Origin of the sequence: Bifidobacterium sp. UBA6881 (assembly GCA_002451435.1) — a bacterium.
In the GTDB taxonomy this organism is placed as follows: domain Bacteria; phylum Actinomycetota; class Actinomycetes; order Actinomycetales; family Bifidobacteriaceae; genus Bifidobacterium.
In genome coordinates this window covers 11,149-12,778 of sequence record DKCF01000005.1, presented here as the reverse complement: position 1 = coordinate 12,778, position 1,630 = coordinate 11,149, and the positions used below count along the sequence as shown (strand labels likewise).

At 60.6% G+C, this 1,630-nt stretch carries 2 protein-coding genes; one reads left to right on the top strand and one right to left on the bottom strand.

The features are described from left to right. Positions 1-605: DUF5701 family protein (locus B3C64_RS00275; protein WP_291532933.1), on the bottom strand; the 605-nt coding region annotated here is incomplete at its 3' end. Positions 606-820: 215 nt separating this feature from the next. Between B3C64_RS00275 and B3C64_RS00270 the strand changes: the two genes are divergently transcribed. Next, positions 821-1,630, top strand: an 810-nt coding sequence (locus tag B3C64_RS00270; protein ID WP_291532931.1) for an aspartate-semialdehyde dehydrogenase, incomplete at its 3' end; no start/stop codon positions are given.

The following is a 1,630-nucleotide window of genomic DNA, read 5'->3' as shown; positions in this document are numbered from 1 at the left end:
GCGATGCAGTACGCATTGCCCAGCCATGTGTGCCGGGAATTCGGCCACACCGCGCCCAACCGCGGGGCGTTCTGGCTCATCCAGATGCTCGGCACGCGGCCGTCCGCGGAACGCGACCCCAACAGATTGAAACCGTTCTTCTCCAACAGCCATTCCGGATGCTGCGTGGCGATGGCCAGTCCTTCTTCCAAAGTGAGCGGCGTGCGTTCGTCGGAATCGATAAGCTTGCGCGCCACATCCGGCTCGCGGTTCACATAGCAGGTGCCGGTATGCGGCTCGACCACCAGGTAGAACGGGCCTTCCGGCGGCTCGAAGCCGTCCTGCGGCAAAAAACTGGCGATGTCACGCGGAGGCATGGTGGTGAAACCCGCCATACGGTAAATCGAAGTACGCGCGATCAGCGATTCGGGAGAAACCAGCTCGCGTGTGGGGACCAGCAGAATCTGCGTACCCAGATCATCGTCGCCGGTGCGCTGCTCAAGCGCGCGGATCAGCGGACGTGCGAGCGCGCGGAACGCGGCCGCCGACATATCGGCCACATCCGGATACCCCAACGCCACTATTCGGTTCAACTGCTTTTGCGCTTCTTCTGATGCCTTCGACATGGCTACCAGTGTACGCGAGTCGTTTTACGGCGCTCATGGACGGCCACGGCGTTTGCGGCGCGCCAAGACCAGCATACGGATAGCCTTATGGGCTTGTTTCCATGATTACGTAAGATTGAACAACGCGTGTGGCCGCCCACGAAGTCATTTTGGGCCGGCTGGTCGACCTCAAGCGTACATCATCGAAACCGTTCCAGCATAAGCGAGAGGTTGTTATGTCCGAAAAGATCAAAGTCGGCATTCTCGGAGCTACGGGCATGGTCGGACAGCGCTTCGTGACGCTGCTCGAGAATCATCCGTGGTTCGAATTGGTCACCCTTGCCGCGTCCGCGCACAGCGCCGGCAAGACCTATGAAGAGGCAGTCGGCGGTCGCTGGAAGATGGAAACCCCGATGCCGGAGTTCGTCAAGAACATGGTGGTCAAGAACGTGGCCGACGTCGAAGACGTGGTCAAGGACGTCGATTTCGTGTTCTCCGCGGTGAATATGCCGAAGGACGAGATCCGCGCGATCGAAGAGGAATACGCGAAGACCGAGACCCCGGTCGTGTCCAACAACAGCGCGCACCGTTGGACCCCGGACGTGCCGATGGTGGTGCCGGAAATCAACCCGCAGCATTACGAGGTCATCGAGCACCAGCGCAAGCGTCTCGGCACCAAGCACGGTTTCATCGCGGTCAAGCCGAACTGCTCGATTCAGGCCTACACCCCGGCTCTCGCCGCATGGCAGGAGTTCGAGCCGCATGAGGTGGTCGTCAGCACGTACCAGGCCATTTCCGGTGCCGGCAAGACGTTCAAGGACTGGCCGGAGATGCTGGGCAACATCATTCCGTTCATTTCCGGCGAAGAGGCGAAGTCCGAGAAGGAACCGCTGAAGGTCTTCGGTCACGTGGACGAGGAAAAGGGCGAGATCGTGCCGTTCGACGGTCCGCTGCGCATCACCTCGCAGTGCATCCGCGTGCCTGTGCTCAACGGTCACACGGCCACCGTGTTCATCAACTTCGGCAAGAACCCGACGAAGGACGAG